At 58.7% G+C, this 18,515-nt stretch carries 12 protein-coding genes; 10 read left to right on the top strand and 2 right to left on the bottom strand.

All coding sequences use genetic code 11. The annotated features are described in order from the left end of the window. Window positions 1–134 precede the first annotated feature (134 nt). The 8 genes from NL116_RS21000 to NL116_RS20965 all read left to right on the top strand — a co-directional run bounded on the left by NL116_RS21000 (window position 135) and on the right by NL116_RS20965 (window position 14,238). A complete protein-coding gene (locus tag NL116_RS21000) occupies window positions 135–617 on the top strand; it encodes a sigma-70 family RNA polymerase sigma factor (protein WP_494373861.1) in 483 nt (160 codons plus the stop codon). 133 nt (window positions 618–750) lie between these two features. Further along, entirely contained in the window at window positions 751–2,088 is a 1,338-nt protein-coding gene (locus NL116_RS20995; protein ID WP_494373860.1) for a lysine N(6)-hydroxylase/L-ornithine N(5)-oxygenase family protein, read from the top strand. Window positions 2,089–2,584: 496 nt separating this feature from the next. Then, window positions 2,585–5,287 carry a magnesium-translocating P-type ATPase gene (gene mgtA, locus NL116_RS20990; protein WP_494373859.1) on the top strand — a complete coding sequence of 901 codons (2,703 nt, stop codon included), beginning with the start codon at window positions 2,585–2,587 and terminating at the stop codon, window positions 5,285–5,287. 62 nt (window positions 5,288–5,349) lie between these two features. Beyond that, window positions 5,350–5,976, top strand: coding sequence for a response regulator (locus NL116_RS20985; protein WP_494373858.1), 627 nt, complete (start codon window positions 5,350–5,352; stop codon window positions 5,974–5,976). Beyond that, entirely contained in the window at window positions 5,976–9,608 is a 3,633-nt protein-coding gene (locus tag NL116_RS20980) for a transporter substrate-binding domain-containing protein (protein ID WP_494373857.1), read from the top strand. Before NL116_RS20985 ends, NL116_RS20980 begins: the two co-directional genes overlap by 1 nt. 194 nt (window positions 9,609–9,802) lie before the next feature. Further along, on the top strand, window positions 9,803–10,231 hold the full coding sequence (locus NL116_RS20975) for a hypothetical protein (RefSeq protein WP_494373856.1): 429 nt from the start codon (window positions 9,803–9,805) through the stop codon (window positions 10,229–10,231). A 152-nt stretch (window positions 10,232–10,383) separates the two neighbouring features. Then, on the top strand, window positions 10,384–11,004 hold the full coding sequence (locus NL116_RS20970; RefSeq protein ID WP_494373855.1) for a response regulator: 621 nt from the start codon (window positions 10,384–10,386) through the stop codon (window positions 11,002–11,004). Between the two features lie 12 nt (window positions 11,005–11,016). Next, window positions 11,017–14,238: a transporter substrate-binding domain-containing protein gene (locus NL116_RS20965; RefSeq protein ID WP_494373854.1), complete on the top strand. Its 3,222-nt coding sequence runs from the start codon at window positions 11,017–11,019 to the stop codon at window positions 14,236–14,238. 3 nt (window positions 14,239–14,241) lie between these two features. Here NL116_RS20965 and dkgB read toward each other — a convergent pair whose 3' ends face one another. Together dkgB and NL116_RS20955 are read right to left on the bottom strand one after the other, a co-directional pair. Beyond that, window positions 14,242–15,045 (bottom strand): 2,5-didehydrogluconate reductase DkgB, encoded by an 804-nt coding sequence (gene dkgB, locus NL116_RS20960; protein WP_494373853.1) that lies wholly within the window; start codon window positions 15,043–15,045, stop codon window positions 14,242–14,244. 165 nt (window positions 15,046–15,210) lie between these two features. Beyond that, window positions 15,211–15,750, bottom strand: coding sequence for a PaaI family thioesterase (locus NL116_RS20955; RefSeq protein ID WP_494373852.1), 540 nt, complete (start codon window positions 15,748–15,750; stop codon window positions 15,211–15,213). Between the two features lie 236 nt (window positions 15,751–15,986). On the opposite strand from NL116_RS20955, the gene NL116_RS20950 reads away from it, so the two are divergent. Then, entirely contained in the window at window positions 15,987–16,853 is an 867-nt protein-coding gene (locus NL116_RS20950) for a pirin family protein (protein WP_494373851.1), read from the top strand. Between the two features lie 115 nt (window positions 16,854–16,968). Beyond that, window positions 16,969–18,417: a mechanosensitive ion channel domain-containing protein gene (locus NL116_RS20945; RefSeq protein ID WP_494373850.1), complete on the top strand. Its 1,449-nt coding sequence runs from the start codon at window positions 16,969–16,971 to the stop codon at window positions 18,415–18,417. Window positions 18,418–18,515: the final 98 nt, after the last annotated feature.

Below are 18,515 nucleotides of genomic sequence, written 5' to 3'. Positions count from 1 at the left end.
ACGCAGTACTTTAAATCTATATGAGAATTACTATAAATTACGCGCTTCGAACTGCCACTATCGTGCCACTGCCTATTTTCGGCGGTTGACGAGGGGGCTCAAGGACAGAAACCGCACCCGTGCGGCCGGGAGTCATGTTGGAAAACTACTATCGCGAGCTGGTGTGTTTCCTGAACGCCAAGCTAGGCAACCGTCAGGTGGCCGAAGATGTGGTGCATGACGCGTATGTGCGAGTTCTGGAGCGCTCCAGCGACTCACCCATCGAGCAGCCTCGGGCGTTTCTGTATCGCACGGCCCTCAATCTGGTGATCGACGACCATCGACGTAATGCCTTGCGTCAGGTCGAATCGCTGGACGTGCTCGACACCGAAGAGCGTTACTTTACGCCATCCCCGCACAATTGCCTCGATCACGGCCAGCGCCTGCAAATGCTCCAGCGTGCCTTGGCGGAACTGCCACGGCTGTGTCGCGAGAGTTTTCTGCTGCGCAAGATCGAAGGACTGTCCCACTCGGAGATCGCCGAACAGCTGGGCATTTCGCGGGCCCTGGTGGAAAAGCATATCGTCAATGCGATGAAGCATTGCCGGGTGCGGATGCGCGAGTGGGACGCCCATTGATCCCTGCCGATTAAATTTTATTTCACTGTCCTCGTTCCTACTCAACAGACGACCTGCTGTCCTGCCCAAGGCCGGTCAGGTCACTTAGGCTTACTCCCTATCTGCTTAGGGGCTCATCCAGAGGACACTGGAAATGACACAGGCAATTGCATCGCCCATCGTTCACGACCTGATCGGCGTCGGATTCGGCCCTTCGAACCTGGCGCTGGCCATCGCTTTGCAAGAGCGCGGGCCACGCCAGGGCGAGCTGGATGTTCTGTTTCTCGACAAGCAGGTGGATTACCGCTGGCACGGCAACACGCTGGTGGCCCAGAGCGAACTGCAGATCTCGTTCCTCAAGGACCTGGTGACGCTGCGTAATCCAACCAGCCCGTATTCCTTCGTCAACTACCTCAAGCATCACGGTCGCCTGGTGGACTTCATCAACCTGGGCACTTTTTATCCGTGCCGCATGGAGTACAACGACTACCTGCGCTGGGTCGCCGTGCAATTTGATTCGCAGAGCCGTTACGGCGAAGAAGTGCTCACCATCGAACCGGTGCTGCACAGCCAGCAGGTCGAAGCGCTGCGGGTGATCTCGCGCGATACCCAAGGTCAGCAGCACGTGCGCACCACCCGTTCAGTGGTGGTCAGCGCCGGCGGTACGCCGCGCATTCCGCAAGCGTTCAAGGCGCTGAAGGATGACGGACGGGTGTTCCATCACTCGCAGTACCTGGCGCAAATGGCCAGGCAGCCGTGTGCGAACAACCAGCCTATGAGCATCGCCATCATCGGCGGCGGGCAGAGTGCCGCGGAAGCCTTCATCGATCTGAACGACAGCTTCCCGTCGGTGCAGGTCGACATGATCCTGCGCGGCTCGGCATTGAAGCCGGCGGATGACAGTCCGTTCGTCAACGAAGTGTTCTCGCCGGAGTTCACCGATCTGGTGTTCCAGCAAGCCCACAGCGAACGCGAACGACTGGTCAACGAGTACCACAACACCAATTATTCGGTGGTGGACATCGACCTGATCGAACGTATCTACGGCATCTTCTATCGCCAGAAAGTCTCGGGCATTGCCCGTCATGCATTCCGCACCCTGACCACAATCGAGAAAGCCACGGCCACTGAGCACGGTATCGAGTTGGCGGTGCGCAACAACGCCACCGGTGAAGTCACGGTTCGTCTCTACGACGCCGTGGTTCTGGCCACCGGTTACGAGCGGCAGATGCACCGCGAATTGCTGGCACCCCTGGAGCAGTACCTGGGTGATTTTGAAGTGGATCGCAATTACAAACTGATCACTGATGAGCGCTGCAAGGCCGGCATTTATATGCAGGGCTTCTGCCAGGCGAGCCATGGGTTGAGCGACACGCTGTTATCGATCCTGCCAATTCGGGCGGATGAGATTGCCGGTTCGTTGTATGAGCATGGCAAGAACCGTGGGCATAGCCAGTCGGTGGTGGACTTGTTGTTGGCGACTGCCAGTTAATCTTCGGCGCCTGTCAGGCCGCCATCGCGAGCAAGCTCGCTCCCACAGGGGGCCAGTGAACACAGGTCCATTGTGGGAGCGAGCTTGCTCGCGATGGGGCCTTCAAAAGCAGCACAAATCTTGAATCCTGAACCCTTCCTGAAGAACCCCGCGATTCCCCCACCGCATGCCGTTCCTTCGTTTACTCTGCCTAAATCGCGGCGTAAGCTTCGCGCGTTTTCATCAATAGCGGAGACCCACAGTGGGTACTTGTTCGAGTGACAGTAGTCGGCCGGTTTCAGTAACCGGCACCTTCTCGGCAAGATAACGCGCCGCTTTTTTGTGCCGTTGTCTCGCCGAACAGCGAGCAGCGGCCTCCCGGTCGAGCCAGTTCTGGCCCGATTCCCGATGTCCTCTCATCGACACACTTTCGTGTGATGGCGCCTGCCTGGTTGTCATCGCCGCGACTCGACACGCCTGCTCGAAGGTTTCCCGGCTGACCCTGGGGGGCAACGCCATGAACCTGACCCTGCTCAAGGAATTCTTCGCCGGATTTCTGCGCACCCGCCACATCGCCCGGCACTTCCGACGTCTGGCGTTGCTGGAAACCTTCACCGACACCACGGTCAGCCGTGAAGTACCGCCGACGCTGGCGCAAACCCTGGTGGTTGCCGCCAACAGCGACACCGGTCAATTGCTGGAAAAACTCGGCACTCACACCGATGGCCTGAGTGAAGGGGAAGCCGACACCCTGCGCGAGCGTTTCGGCCTCAACGAGGTCGAGCATGAACAGCCATTGCCGTGGTGGACTCACCTGTGGCACTGCTACAAGAATCCGTTCAACCTGCTGCTGACGTTGCTCGCGGTCATCTCCTGGCTGACTGAGGACATGAAAGCCGCCATCGTGATTTTCTCCATGGTGGTGCTCTCGACGTTGCTGCGGTTCTGGCAGGAAACCAGGTCCAACCAGGCCGCCGACGCGCTGAAGGCGATGGTAAGCAACACCGCGACAGTCCTGCGCCGCGACGCACAGCGCATCGAGTTGCCGATCAAGCAATTGGTGCCGGGCGACTTGATCGTGCTCTCGGCGGGGGACATGATCCCCGCCGATTGCCGGGTGCTCAGCGCCAAGGACCTGTTCGTCAGTCAGGCGGCGATGACCGGCGAATCGATGCCGGTGGAAAAGTTTCCGCGCCAGCAAGACCACGACACCAGCAACCCGCTGGACCTCGACAACATTCTGTTCATGGGCACCAACGTGGTGTCCGGCACGGCGATGGCAGTGATCCTCACCACGGGCAACGACACGTATTTCGGTGCGCTGGCGCAGCGAGTGGGGGCCACTGATCGTGCGCCGACATCGTTCCAGACCGGGGTCAACAAAGTCAGCTGGCTGCTGATCCGCTTCATGTTCGTGATGGCGCCGCTGGTACTGTTCATCAATGGTTTCACCAAGGGCGACTGGACCCAGGCGCTGCTGTTCGCGTTGTCGATTGCCGTGGGCCTGACCCCGGAAATGCTGCCGATGATCGTCACCTCGACGTTGGCCAAAGGCGCGGTATTCCTGTCGCGTAAAAAAGTCATCGTCAAACGTCTGGATGCGATCCAGAACTTTGGCGCCATGGACGTGCTATGCACCGACAAGACCGGCACCCTGACCCAGGACAAAATCTTCCTCGCGCGCAATGTCGACGTCTGGGGCAACGACTCCGACGACGTGCTGGAAATGGCCTACCTCAACAGCTACTACCAGACCGGCCTGAAAAACCTGCTGGACGTAGCGGTGCTGGAACATGTGGAAATCCACCGTGAACTCAAGGTCGGCACCGCGTTTCGCAAGATCGACGAGATCCCTTTCGACTTCACCCGCCGGCGTATGTCGGTGGTGGTCGCCGAGCGTGAACATGCTCATCTGCTGATCTGCAAAGGCGCGGTGGAAGAGGTGCTTGCCGTGTGCACGCGGGTGCGTCACGGCGTGGTGGATGAAGTGCTGAGCGATGAACTGTTGGCACGGATCCGCCAGGTTACTGCCACCTTCAACGCCGAAGGGTTACGAGTCGTCGCGGTGGCTGCGCGACCAATGATCGAAGGCCGCGACACGTATAGCCTGGCCGATGAGCGGGAGCTGACACTGATTGGCTACGTGGCGTTCCTCGATCCACCCAAGGAAAGCACCGCGCCAGCCCTTAAAGCGCTGGCGGCTCACGGTGTGGCGGTGAAAGTGCTGACCGGGGACAACGAACTGGTGACCGCCAAGATCTGCCGTGAAGTCGGTCTGGAGCAGCAGGGCCTGCTGATGGGCAACGACATCGAACGCATGAGCGACGCCCAACTGGCCGTGGCGGTGGAAACCACCAACGTCTTCGCCAAACTCACGCCGTCGCACAAGGAGCGCATCGTGCGTTTACTCAAGGGCAACGGCCACGTAGTCGGGTTCATGGGCGACGGCATCAACGACGCCCCGGCGCTGCGTACCGCCGACATCGGTATTTCAGTGGACAGCGCCGTCGACATTGCCAAGGAAGCGGCCGACATCATCCTGCTGGAAAAAAGCTTGATGGTGCTGGAGGAGGGCGTGCTGGAAGGGCGCCGCACTTTCGCCAACATGCTCAAATACATCAAGATGACCGCCAGTTCGAACTTCGGCAACGTGTTCTCGGTGTTGGTGGCCAGCGCGTTCATACCGTTCCTGCCAATGCTGCCGATGCACCTGCTGGTGCAAAACCTGCTCTACGACATTTCGCAGATCGCCATCCCGTTCGATCACGTCGATGCAGAAATGCTCAAGCAACCGCAGCGCTGGCAACCGGCGGATGTCGGGCGCTTCATGCTGTTCTTCGGGCCGATCAGCTCGATCTTCGACATCACCACGTTTGCCCTGATGTGGTACGTGTTCGATGCAAACACGCCGGATCACCAGACGTTGTTCCAGTCCGGCTGGTTCGTGGTCGGGCTGCTGACCCAGACGCTGATCGTGCACATGATCCGCACCCCGAAAATCCCGTTTCTGCAAAGCCGCGCGGCGATGCCGTTGATGGTGATGACCGGGATCACCATGGCGGTCGGCATTTTCCTGCCGATGGGGCCTTTGGCGCACTATTTCAAACTGCAGGCGCTGCCATCGATGTACTTCGTCTTTCTGCCGGTGATCCTGCTGGCTTACATGGCGCTGACGCAGGCGGTGAAAGGGTTCTACATTCGCCGGTTTGGGTGGCAGTGATACCGTAACCGTTGATTCGCTTTGGATTGCTACAATGCCCGCGGTGTCTTGCAGAGGTTCATATGTTCAAAGCGATGGTGGTAGACGATCATCCGTTCATTCGGTCATCGGTCAAAATGCTCTTGAAGCAGGAAAACTTCGAGGTGGTTGCCGAGGCAGACAACGGTGCCGATGCTCTTCAGCTGGCTCGTGAACATGCACCGGACTTGATTGTTCTGGACATCGTGATGCCCAGACTTGATGGGCTGGAGGTCATCAGTCGCCTGACGGCGTTGAACCTGAAAAGCAAAATTGTCGTGCTGACGTCCAAGTCGGCGATTTTCTACTCTTTGCGTTGCATGAAGGCCGGTGCAGCCGGCTACATTTCCAAGACCGATGACCTGGATGAGCTGACCAAAGCCATCAAGGTCATCATGGATGGCTATACATTTTTTCCCAATCTGGCCATCAGCTCGGTGCGTCGCAGTGATGCACAGGCTACGGATCTCGAAATGATCCAGAACCTGTCCGACCGCGAACTGATGATTCTGCAGCAACTGTCACTAGGCTTGAGCAACAAGGAAATTGGCGAAACCATGCTGCTGAGCAGCAAGACCGTCAGCACTTACAAGTCTCGTCTGATTGAAAAGCTGAACGTGAAATCGGTGGTGTATCTCGCCGAGTTTGCCAAACGAAACCAGTTGATTTGATGAACATGAAATTACGCACATTGCTGACGCTGGTCCTGTTGTCGAGCCCGCTGGGCACGGTGCTGGGCGCCGACAATGAACCGCAAGCATTGCGCGTGTTGGGACGTTCTCAAGTCGAGGACTACAGTGTGGTGCTCGAGGCGCCGGACCTGGACTGGCTGCGGAGCAAAGGCACGTTGCTGCTGGGGACTTCGGCGCCCGATTACGCGCCGTTCGTGATCACCAACAATGGCAACGATTACGAGGGCGTGACTGCCGACTATGCGCAGCTGCTCGGCCAACTGCTGCACGTGCGCGTCGAAGTCCGTCGTTATGATTCGCGATCCGAAGTGCTTCAGGCGCTCAAGCGCGGCGAAGTGGACCTGCTGGGCACTTCCAATGATTTTGAGGCGGCAGACCCTCAACTCACACTGTCAGCGCCCTACGCCAATGACCAATCCGCCCTAGTGACCCGCATCGGCGACGGCCAGAACCTGACGCCGGACCTGGCCGGCAAGCAAGTGGCAATGCTTTATCACTACTTGCCACCGGAAAAGGTCAAGGCGTTATACCCCGATGCCGGGTTACAGCTTTATCCCTCGACGCTGAGTGCGATTGGCGCCGTCGCCTTCGGCACCGCCGATGTGTATCTTGGTGACGCCATCAGTGCCAATTACCTGATCAACAAAAATTATCTGAACAACGTCCAATTGGCCGGTTTCGTGGAGAGAAGCGGACACGATTTCTCATTCGCCCTGTCACACGAAAACCAGCGACTGTTGCGTATTGTCAATGAAGCACTGGCCGTCATCCCGAACAGTGAGCGCATCACCATCCTGCGACGCTGGGCAGGGGGCGCAAGCATGGCGGGGCTCCATTCGCCGCATTTCAGTGCCAGCGAACAACGCTGGATCGAGCAGCATCCGCGACTTCGGGTGGCAATCGATGACAGCTTCCTGCCGTTGTCTTTTTACGGGAACGAGGGCGAATTCCGAGGTCTTGCTGCTGAAGTACTGGCCAAGGTGGCGTTGCGCACGGGGTTGAAATTTGACACGCAGCGGTTGCACTCGGTCCCGGAATTGATCAAGCAGATCAGTACCGGCCAGGCTGACCTGCTGGTTAGCCTGACCCCCAGTCCCGAACGTGAACAGCTGTTACGTTTTACGCGACCCTACCTGAGCACCCCCTACGTTCTGGTCAGCCGTACGGTATCCGGCAGTCCAGGAACGCTGGATGAGATGAGCGGCAAACGGCTGGCGGTAATACGGGGTACTCCGGTGCGGGCCCTGCTGCTCGAACATTACCCGGGCATCGAACTGGTGGAGGCCGACAACGCCGAGCGCGCCATGGCGATGGTCGCCAATGGTCAGGCCGATGCGGCGGTGAGTGCCCTGATTACGGCGCGTTACATGATTTCGCGGCAGTACCGCGGTCGTTTGCGTATCACCAGTACGGTCGGTACCACCTCGGCACACATCGGTTTTGCCACGGCACGGGATGCCACGGCGCTGTACTCGATTCTCGATAAGGCGTTGTTGAGTATCCCGCCCGAGGAACTGGACGAAGTCTCCAATCGTTGGCGCAGTGAAGTGGTGGTCGATGACAGTTACTGGTTACGCAACCGCACCGCCATTCTTCAAGGATTTTCCCTGGCGGCCGTATTGTTGTTGCTGGCGCTGGGCTGGATTGCCTACCTGCGTTTGCTGATGCGCAAGCGACGACAGATTGAAGTTGCGCTCAGCGACCAGCTGGAATTCATGCGTGTTTTGATCGACGGGACGCCACACCCCATTTATGTGCGTGATCGCCAGGCCCGGTTGCTGATCTGCAACACCGGTTATCTGGAGGTATTTGGCGTCGAGCGGGACGTTGTGATCGGCAAGACCGTGATCGAGGGGGTATTGAAGAGTGTTCAGGAAGCTGCGGCCTATCACGACGACTATTTACGGGTGATGCAAGAAGGCTTGCCTCGGGTTCAGGACCGCAAGCTGACGTTGCCCGCAGAAGTCCTGACGATCTACCACTGGATGCTGCCATACCGTGGCAGCGACGGCGAAGTGGGCGGTTTGATTGGCGGCTGGATTGATATCAGTGAGCGGCAACGGCTGGTGCAAGCATTGCGTGAGGCCAAGGAAGGTGCCGACGATGCCAATCGCGCCAAAACCACCTTCCTGGCGACGATGAGTCATGAGATCCGTACACCGATGAACGCCGTGATCGGCATGCTTGAGCTGGCCATGAAAAAGGCCGAGCAGGGTATAACGGACCGTTTCGCCATCGAAGTGGCGTCCGGTGCCGCCAGAGGCTTGCTTGAGCTGATAGGCGATATTCTGGACGTTTCGCGTATCGAGTCCGGCCACCTGAGCCTGGCACCGGAACGTGCCAACCTGGGAGCATTGATAGGATCGGTCGTGCGCATTTTTGAAGGCCTGGCGCGGCAAAAGCATCTGCGGCTGGTGCTGGAAATGGATGCGGATGCCCATCGCGATGTGCTGATTGACCCGCTGCGTTTCAAGCAAGTCATCTCAAACCTGCTGAGCAACGCCATCAAGTTTACCTGCGAAGGTGAGGTGCGCCTGCAGGTCCTGACAGAGCCGGCGCAGAAACACGGTTACCTGGCCGTGTGTCTGCACATTCAGGACACCGGTTGCGGGATTTCCCTTGAGGATCAGCAGCGCTTGTTCAGGCCTTTCACCCAATCCAGTAACAATCAACAGTCGGCGCGTAGCGGTTCCGGTCTGGGGCTGGTGATCAGTCGCACGCTCTGCGAAATGATGGGCGGCCAGTTGTACATGGGCAGCGAGGAGGGCCAGGGAACACGAATCGATATTGTGCTCGATTTGCCACTGCTTGAACCCCTGACTGCGCCGGTATTGGAGCAAGAAGTACCGATGGCGTCCGGGCATGTGCTCAACATCCTGGTGATTGATGATTATCCGGCCAACCGCTTGCTGCTGGCCCAGCAACTGAATTACCTCGGTCATCGTGTCAAGGAAGCCGAAGATGGCACCCAAGGCTTGAATCTGTGGCGCAAGCAGCCCTTTGATGTGGTCATTACCGACTGCAATATGCCGAAAATGAACGGCTATGAGTTGACCCGTGCGATCCGTGAAGCGGAAAGCGCCGCAGGTCTCAGGCCAAGCCTTATTCTTGGATTCACTGCCAATGCGCAGCCCGAGGAAAAGCAACGTTGCCAACGTGCAGGGATGAACGACTGTCTGTTCAAACCGATCAGCCTCAAGGACCTGTCTGTCCGGCTGGCCACGGTGATGCCGGATGTCCTTGCTGTGCCAAGCGAGGATAAGGGTGTCGGTCGGTCGGATGCCATCGACCTGAGCAGCCTGCACACACTGGCCCAAGGTGATGAGGCGTGGATCAAAAACATGCTAGCGGACCTGTCCACCGCCAACGGCGAAGACATGGCCCGTTTGATCAATCTTTTTGCTCGCGACGACCTGCCGGGTCTCGCGGACCTGGCTCATCGAGTCAAGGGCGGCGCGCGAATGATCAAGGCGAAAGGGTTGATGGATGCTTGCGAAAGGCTGGAGGCCGTTTGCGTGCGGGGGAGCCTCCCGCAGTTGGCGGAGGCAGTCGATGCATTGCATCAGGAGATGGAGCGATTGGCACAGCGACTGGAGCGATACGCAACGTAAAGCTGCCAGTTTGCCCGGCTGGTCAGCGATGAGTCCTTTTGCGCTCGCTGCAAGGGCTCGACGAGTCAGAGCTCCAGCTTTGACTCTCGTACCTATCAGAAAGGGTGAATGAGCATTTAGGAAAAGTCCTACAGAAACCGGTATCAAGCTTCCGTAGCCTTGCGCGCCACATTGGTCACCCTGTGGGCTACAGAATGATGAACAAAGCTTTACGAATCCTGATTGCCGACGCGCAACACTTTCACCGGATGAAGGTCGAGCGTGTGTTCAACCAGTTGGGTTACTACCGAGTGGCGCCGGTTCAACACCTTGATGAGCTGTTGACCCTGATCGAGTACGGTTGCGAACCGTTTGACCTGGTGGTCATCAACGCGGCTATGGCCGCGGGTTCATTGGACCTGAGCGGTTTTTTACTCGACAACCCCCAGGTTCGCAACGCCCTGGTTTTCAACGACAACCTCGCGCAATTCGCGCCAATGTCAATCATCGGGCAAAAGACGATTCAGGTGAGCACTGCTGTGCTTCCAGACCTGAAGGGCATCCAGCGTTTGATGTCCACCGTGGACCCTTTGGTGCATGCCAATCACAACCTGGCCGGGCGCTATCAGCAAAAAATGGGCTGAGCCAGCGTTCCCGTTCGTCGGAACTGTCATTTCTGACAGGTAGTTATCATCCTTCAGCCATGTAACAGTTTTCGCGCAGTTGCTGCGTGCACTCGGGCTTTTCCGGTGGGCATACGTGGCGTCATCGTCGATTTTTCGCACAGGGAGTTTCCATGAAGTCAGTGCTGATTGTGGACGATCATCCGGTGGTTCGCGCCGCAGTCAAACTGGTCCTGGAACGGGAAGGTTTCAAACGGGTTCATGAAGCATCCAGTGTCGGGGAAGCGTCAGCGATCCTGCGTGAAGACACGCCTGATCTGGTGATTCTGGATCTGGTAATGCCCGGTGGTAACGGGCTGGATGTACTCGAGCGAATCAAAACCAGCCACTTGTCGTGTGTGGTGCTGGTATTCACGTCCCTTGACCCATTGTTTTTTCAAGAGCGTTGCATGCGCTCCGGTGCTTTGGCCTACGTCTCCAAGACCAACGACCTGAGTCAGGTGCACAAGGCCATACACGCACTGATGGCCGGGTACACCTATTTCGCCCAACTGCCCAGCGTATCGATGGACGCGCTGCAGCAAAGCGAAAAACAAATGATCGATAAACTCTCGAACCGCGAACTGACCATCCTCCAATACTTGGCTCGGGGTACCGCAAACAAGGACATCGCTGCGGCGATGCACTTGAGCCACAAGACAGTCAGTACCTACAAGACCCGTTTGATCGAAAAACTTGGCGTGCAGGCGGCCGTGCACCTGCGCGACTTTGCCATCCGCAATCACTTGATCTGAGGGCGCCTGACCGTGCGTGTCCTGTCGTGCGCCTTGCTGCTGTGTCTGGCGCCAGCGGCCCTGTCGGCCGAAGTTGCGCAGGCGAAGTATTTGCAGCTGCTGGGGCGTTCCACGGTGGAGGGCTACGCGGTCCATTTGAATGAAAAGGATCGGCAATGGCTGCGCAGCAAACGGGTCCTGCGCCTCGGAGTGAGTGGGCCGGATTACCCGCCCTTCGAAATCACGCGCAATCATGATGAGCTGGAAGGCATCACCGCCGATTACGCTCGACTGATTGCGCAACTGCTGGACATTCCGATTGAAGTTCAGCGGTATGGCACGCGGGAAGCGGCCATGGAGGCCCTGAAACACGACGAGCTTGATCTGTTGGGGACCTCGAACAATTTCGAAGCGGCCGATCCCGAGTTGATCCTGTCCAGCCCCTATGCTGAAGATCAGCCAATGCTGGCCACCCGGCTGGACGAACGCATGCCCGAGGATCTGGCGGGCAAACGCATTGCCATGGTCGATGACTATCTGCCAGCGCAGACGGTCGAAGCGTTTTATCCCCAGGCCAGGCTGCATCGCTACCCGTCTGCGCTCGATGCGCTGGGGGCGGTGGCCTATCGGAAAGACGACGTTTACCTCGGGGACCTCATCAGCGCCAATTACCTGATCAACAACAACTACCCCAATGACGTTCAGTTGGTGGGACCGTCCGGTCTCGACGCCAACCCGTTCGGCTTTGCCCTGGCGCGGGACAGCCAGCCGCTCAAAGCTGTCATCGATAAGGTCCTGGCGGCGATCCCTATGAACCAGCGCGCGCTCATTGAACAGCGCTGGAGTGCCGGCAAGGTCAACACGCTGGGTCAGTCGCGAGTCAATCTGAGCGCCAGTGAGCAGCAGTGGCTGGAACGACATCCACAGGTAACTGTCGGGGTGGTCGAGAACTTCGCGCCTCTGACGTTCTTCAATACCGAGGGACATTTCAGCGGGTTGACTGCGCAATTGCTGTCGCTGATCAGCCAGCGCAGCGGTTTGAACTTCAAGGTGCTACGGGAGCGATCCCTTGATCAACAGATTCAGCGGCTCAAGGCGGGTGAGATCGACGTCATACCCGCCATCATCCCGACCACCGAAGGTGTCGCCGATCTGCACTTTACCAGCCCCTATGTGACCAATCCGTACACCCTCGTCAGCGCAATCACACCCGATAGCCCCGAGTCACTGGACGAGATGGCCGGTAAGCGCCTGGCGATTTACCACAGCCACCCGGTGCGCGCGTTCATTCAGGCGCGGGTGCCCGGGGTGCGCATGGTGGATGTGGAAAACCCGGCGCAGGGGCTGGAGTTGGTCATGAACGGACAAGCCGACGCGGCCGTCAGTTCATTGTTCATGACCCGTTATCTGATTGCCCGGTATTACCCGGGACGCTTACGGATCAGCAGCACCGTGGGTGACGAACCGGCACGCATCGCGATGGCAACGGGCGGTAGAGACCCGGCGTTGCAATCGATCTTGAACAAGGCGTTGCTGAGTATTTCGCCTGATGAAATGGACGGTCTGGTCGCCCGCTGGGGCAATGATGTGGTGGTAGATGACAGTTATTGGCTGCGTCACCGGCCAGCCATCCTGCTGGCGTTCGCCGTTGCCGCCGCGTTGCTTTCGCTGGCTGTGAGCTGGATCGCCTGGCAACGTCGGCAGATCCGCCAGCGCCAACAATGGTTGCAGCAATTGCAAGACGCCAAAGACGCGGCCGACGATGCCAATCGCGCGAAAACCACGTTCCTGGCGACCATGAGCCATGAAATCCGTACGCCGATGAACGCCTTGATCGGCATGCTCGAAATGGCCGGGGTGCGCGCGAAAGAGGGCATCGCCGATCGTTCAGCCCTGGAGGTCGCTTCCACTGCGGCGCAGCAGTTATTGGCGTTGATCGGCGATATTCTGGACATCGCCCGCATCGAATCCGGGCATCTGTCCCTGACCCCCGAGCGTGTCAATTTGCATGCGCTGGTGGTCTCGGTGTGCCGGGTGTTCGAAGGCCTGGCGCGGGAAAAAGGCCTGGCATGGCGGGTTGATCTGGATGAACGCAGTGACCGCGACGTGTTGATTGACCCCACGCGTTTCAAGCAGGTGCTGTCCAATCTGTTGAGCAACGCAATCAAGTTTACCCAGGCAGGTGAAGTGAGCCTGACGCTGCGGGTGGTGCCGGGGATTTCAGGTCATCTGACGGTGGCGATACACATCGACGACAGCGGCATCGGTATCAGCGCGGTTGATCTGCAGCGTTTGTTCAGCCCGTTCGTCCAGGCCGGCGGCAACCTGCAGACGGGACGCAAAGGCTCTGGACTGGGGCTGGTCATCAGCCGCACCCTGTGCGAAATGATGGGCGGACGGCTGGCGCTCGACAGTGTCCTGGGACAGGGCACTCAGGCTGACATCAGTCTGTCCTTGGTGGTGTTGAAAGCCTTGCCTGCGGGCGAGGCGATAGACAGTGGATTGGCGCTATTCACCCGCCCCCTGACGATTTTGGTGGTCGATGATTATCTGGCCAATCGCTTGTTACTGACGCGTCAACTGAGCTATCTGGGGCACCGGGTCATGGAGGCCGAAGATGGCCTGCAAGCGCTTGAGTTGTGGCGTCTCCATGAGTTCGATGTGGTCATCAGCGACTGCAACATGCCCCGGTTCAGTGGTTATGAGTTGGCGGGTGCGATTCGTGATGAAGAGTGCGCCTATGGATTGCCGCCCACGCTGATTCTGGGGTTTACCGCCAACGCGCAACCTCAAGAGAGGACTCGGTGCATGGAAGCGGGCATGGACGACTGCTTGTTCAAACCCATTCTGCTGGCAGATTTGAGCGCTTGGCTGGCCGCACGGTTTGGCGGTGAGCCAATCGCCCTGCCGGCTGACACGCAAGCAAGTCTGGAGCTGGACTTGACCGGCCTGGAGCTTTACGTCGGCGAAGACCGGACGTTGATCAATCAGTTGCTGCGCGAATTGGCCAAGGCTAACCACGAAGACCTCAATCACCTGCTGCAAGCCCACGCGGGCGACGATCACCCGCGTCTTCAGGAGTTGGCGCACCGTATCAAAGGCAGCGCGCGGATGGTCCGCGCGGCGCGTTTGATCGAATGCTGCGAGCAACTTGAGCGCGCTTGCGCGCAGGGGCGTGCGGCGATGATCGATGACGCCGTCAATCAGTTGCAGCAGGCCATGACACGACTGGATCAAAGCCTCGCACGAGGCTGATGCCTAATCCCACTGCGGCGCGATGCCTTTAGGGCTGGTCAGGCGCTGACCGCGATCAAGGCCGGTGATCAACGCCATGTCGGCGTCACTCAAGGTCAGGTCGCAGGCTTTCAGGTTGCTTTGCAGGTTGGCGCGCCGGGTGGAGGAAGGGATCACGGCGTAACCGGACTGCATGGCCCACGCCAGCGTGACTTGCGCAGGGGTGGCCTGAAGGCGCTCGGCGATCTGTTGGATGATCGGGTCTTTGAGCACGTCGCCATAGGCCAGGGTCATGTAGGACGTAATCTGGATGCCCTGAGTTTGAGCGAATTCGACGACTTTGCGATTTTGCAGGTACGGGTGCAGTTCGATCTGGTTGGTGGCGATGTGTTCGGCACCGACGGCGGCGATGGCCTGTTTCATCAGGTCGACGGTAAAGTTGGAAACACCGATCTGTCGTGTCAGGCCCAGCTGTTTGGCTTCAAGCAGGGCACCCATGAATTCCTCGACCGGCACCTGGTCTTCCGGGGACGGCCAGTGGATCAACGTCAGGTCGAGGTAGTCGGTTTGCAGTTTGCGCAGGCTCTCTTTGAGGCTGTCGATCAAACGCTCCTTGGCGAAGTTGGCAACCCAGACTTTGCTGGTGATGAACAGTTCGTCGCGGGCGATTCCACTCGCGGCCATTGCGTAGCCGACCTCGGCTTCGTTTTCGTAGATCTGTGCGGTGTCGATCACCCGGTAGCCCAGTTCAAGGCCAGTGCTCACCGAATCGATGACCACCTGACCTTGCAGGCGAAACGTACCAAGACCGAATGGGGGAATAGACATCAATGACTCCTGGGTTGCCGTGGGAATGGCAGGAGTATCCCCGGCGCGCTCCTTGGGAAAAACCGCTGGAGGGGCAAAGCACTCTTTACCGCAAGTCATGAATGCAAAGCGTGATGGTAGTGGTGCCGGCCCCCTCGCGAGCAGGCCATGACTGGTTCCAAAGCCTTACCCGCGCGCCTCAAGAATCATGCAAGTCGTCGACCCCGTCGCATACAACCGCCCCTCCACATCGTAAATTCGCCCCTCGGCCAACGCCGTCGAACGCCCCAAATGAACGATCTTGCCTTCGGCGCGCACCGGCCCGCTGGCACCCGTCAGCGCACGCACATAGCTGATGCGCAGATCCAGCGTCGTATACCCCTGACCCTTCTTCAACTGCGTATGAATCGCACAGCCCATGCACGAATCCAGCAATGTCGCTGCATAACCGCCGTGCACGCTGCCAAGTGGGTTGTAATGCCGTGCGTCCGGAGTGCCCTGAAAGATAAACAGCCCCGCCGACCACTCGATGGGAATGAAATCCATCAGTGCGCCAATCGGCGGCGAGGGCAGGTCACCGTTGCCGATGCCTTCGAAGAACTCAGAAGGCGACAGCGCAATGACCTCGGCCATGGGCAGGCTGCCGGGGCCGGCAAGGCGGGCGCGTAGGGTCTGTTCCTGGGCGATCCATTGAGCGAGCGTGGCTTCGCGGGTGGGGCTTGGCATGATGATGTCCTCGGACGGAACGGATATTATGTGTGTAATCCTGGTGGATATTATGTCCGAAATAAAAACTCCGCCAGCCCCGCGTGTTGCGTCACTCAAGCGATGCCAGCTGGAGTGAAACGCCACCGGCATCGTTCCCCTGATAGAACACTAAAACTGATTTTTGCCGTCTAGTGGCGCCGAAGGGTCGGTTTTAAGCTGGATTCATGGCTTCATTCACCTCATCAGGAGACACCATGAAGAACATCATCGGTATCTACACCAGCCCCCGTACCCATTGGGTCGGCGACGGTTTTCCGGTTCGTACGCTGTTTTCCTACGACAACCTGGCCGAACACATCAGCCCGTTCCTGCTGCTGGATCATGCCGGCCCTGCCGAGTTCACCCCGACCACCGAGCGACGTGGCGTAGGTCAGCATCCGCACCGTGGGTTCGAAACCGTGACCATCGTTTACAAAGGAGAAGTCGAGCACCGCGATTCCACCGGCAGCGGTGGCACGATCGGCCCTGGCGATGTGCAATGGATGACCGCTGCGTCGGGGATTGTGCATGAGGAGTTTCACTCCAAAGGTTTTGCCAAGTCCGGCGGCACCCTGGAAATGGTGCAGTTGTGGGTCAACCTGCCAGCCAAGGACAAAATGGCCGATGCCGCTTACCAGACGATTCTCGATGGCGACATTCCGAACATCGCGCTCAAGGACCAGGCCGGCAGACTGCGCTTGATCGCCGGAAAGTTCGACGGCCACACCGGCCCGGCGCGCACGTTCACCCCGATTGACGTCTGGGACCTGCGTCTCAAGGGCGGCAAACTGCTGACTCTGGACGTGCACGAAGGTCGCAACACGGCGTTGGTGGTGTTGCGTGGCACGATTCAGGTCAATGGCCAAGAGTCGGTGCGCGAAGGACAGTTGGCCCTGTTCGACCGCACGGGCGATCAGTTGAGGCTTGAAGCCAGCCAGGATGCGGTGGTGCTATTGCTCAGCGGCGAGCCGATCGACGAGCCGATTGTCGGTCACGGCCCGTTTGTGATGAACACCGAACAAGAGATTCACCAAGCGTTCGTCGACTTCCAGTCCGGTCGTTTTGGCCGGGTGCACGGTTAATCGGTAGCACCCTGTGGGAGCAAGTCCGCTCCCACCTTTGTTTTGCATGAAACCCTCCTACACTGTGGCCAATGTGTGAGATCTTCGCGCCATTGGCCTTCGTTGGAGTCGCTTGATGCTGTCTTTTTTCACCAATCATCCATTGGTCTGCGCCATGGTCCTGATCGTGGTCGATCTTGGGCTGTGGCGGTTGATCAGCGCCAGCACCAACGGCAGTAACTGGAAATTGCTGGTCAGGCTGGTGATCTTCTCGTTGTTCAGCGTCCTGCTGTTCAATGAGGGCTTGAATCCGCTGGAGGTCGCCCCGTGGGCCGACAACGTGCCATTGCACCTGGCGGCCACCGGTTTGCAGATTGGCTGGTGGCTGTTCGGCGCGCGGACCCTGACGGTGCTGATCGGTGCGGTGATGATGCAGCGGGTCGGGCACACTGGGCGGTTGTTGCAGGATCTGCTCGGCGCGGTGATTTTCCTGATCGCGATCATCGCGGCGCTGGCGTACGTACTCGACCTCCCCGTCAAAGGCGTGCTGGCGACCTCAGGTGCCTTGGCGATCATCGTCGGCCTGGCCTTGCAAAGCACCCTCAGCGACGTGTTTTCCGGGATTGTCCTCAACACCACCAAACCCTATCAGCTGGATGACTGGATCTCCATCGACGGCACCGAAGGCCGGGTTACCGACATCGATTGGCGCGCTACGCGCATGCAAACCGCCCAAGGCAGCATGGCGGTGATTCCCAACTCCCTCGCGGCCAAGGCCAAGATCATCAACTTCAGTCGGCCGAGCGACATTTTTGGCGTGTCGATCAGTCTGCAACTGAGCCCGCATACACGCCCGCAAACGGTGATCGATGCGCTGGAGCGGGCCATGCAGGGCTGCCGCCATTTGTTGCAAAAACCGGCACCGTGCGTCGCTCTCAAGGGGTCCAGCGCTGCGGGCGTGGAATATGAAATCAGTGGTTTTGTGGTCTCGATGGATCAGAAACGCATGGTGCGCAATTTGTTGTTCGATCTGTCTTACCGGCATTTGCAGGCGGCCGGCGTCAGCCTGTTGTCGACCGTCGAATCGAATGCGCCTGCCGGCTTGTCACGGCCACGGGCCTTGCTGGAAAGCTCGGCGATTTTCTCGACCCTGCGTCATGACGAGAAAGAGACCTTCAGCCAGCACATGACCCTGCAAAACTTCCGTGCCGGGGACATGATCCTGCCGGCGGGAGAGGTCAGCGATCATTTGTTCATCATTGAGTCCGGCGTGGTCTCGGTGGAGTTGAGCCGTGCCGGGGGCAAGTTCGAATCGGGGCGCATGGGCCCGGGCGAGGTGATCGGTGAGGGCGGGATCTTGCAGGATACGGCGATGCCGGCCGACTTCATCGCCAAGACGGCTTGCAGCTTGTACCGCATCGAGAAGGACTACCTCAAGCCATGCCTGGATGCGCGGCATGACATTGGCGAATCGATGAAGGCGCTGCTGGATTTTCGCTTGAACAAGGCGCAGACGTTGACCCAGGAAGTGCCGAAGGTGGTAGAGCGAAAGGGGTTTTTGCGGTGGTTGCGCAACAGGGCTTAACGGTTTGGGATGGATGGCCGCTGCGCGGATCGCCAGCAGGCTGATTTCTCATTGGTCTCCAATGGCCTCCTCGACTTCTGGAATATTGGCTATTTGTC

This window comes from Pseudomonas sp. FBCC-B1667, from assembly GCF_059133255.1.
This window is presented reverse-complemented; position numbering and strand designations above follow the sequence as displayed.